Annotated in this window: 1 protein-coding gene; it reads right to left on the bottom strand. The window is 52.3% G+C overall.

What is annotated here, in order from left to right:
• Positions 1 to 56 precede the first annotated feature (56 nt).
• A partial coding sequence (locus ACTHUT_RS21555) for an ATP-binding cassette domain-containing protein (RefSeq protein WP_440419855.1) occupies positions 57 to 604 on the bottom strand: 548 nt, incomplete at its 5' end.

Consider the following 604-nt stretch of genomic DNA (forward strand, 5'->3'; position numbering starts at 1 on the left):
CTATAGAGATACCCAATGACGAATTGAATGTGATTTTTTGATATTCTATATTTTAACTATAAGCTATTTTTCAAATACTTCCCAGTATAACTCCCCTTAACCTTAACCACCTGCTCGGGGCTACCTTCCGCAATAATCCTTCCCCCTCCATCACCCCCTTCCGGCCCTAAGTCCACAATCCAATCCGCGGTTTTAATTACATCCAGATTATGCTCGATAATCACAATCGAGTTACCTTTGCCTTTCAGACGGCCTATCACTTCCAGCAGCAGCGCGATGTCGGCGAAGTGTAGGCCGGTGGTGGGTTCGTCGAGGATATAGAGCGTTCTGCCGGTGTCGCGTTTGGAGAGTTCGAGGGCGAGTTTGACGCGCTGGGCTTCGCCGCCGGAGAGGGTGGTGGCGGACTGGCCGAGGCGGATGTAGCCGAGGCCTACGTCCATCAGGGTTTGCAGTTTGCGCGATACGGTGGGGACGGCGTCGAAAAATTCGCGGGCTTCTTCGACGGTCATGTCGAGGACTTGGCTGATGTTTTTGCCTTTGTATTGGATTTCGAGGGTTTCGCGGTTGTAGCGTTTGCCGTGGCAGACTTCGCAGGGGACGTACA

This window comes from Neisseria sp. P0022.S010 (genome assembly GCF_051956635.1).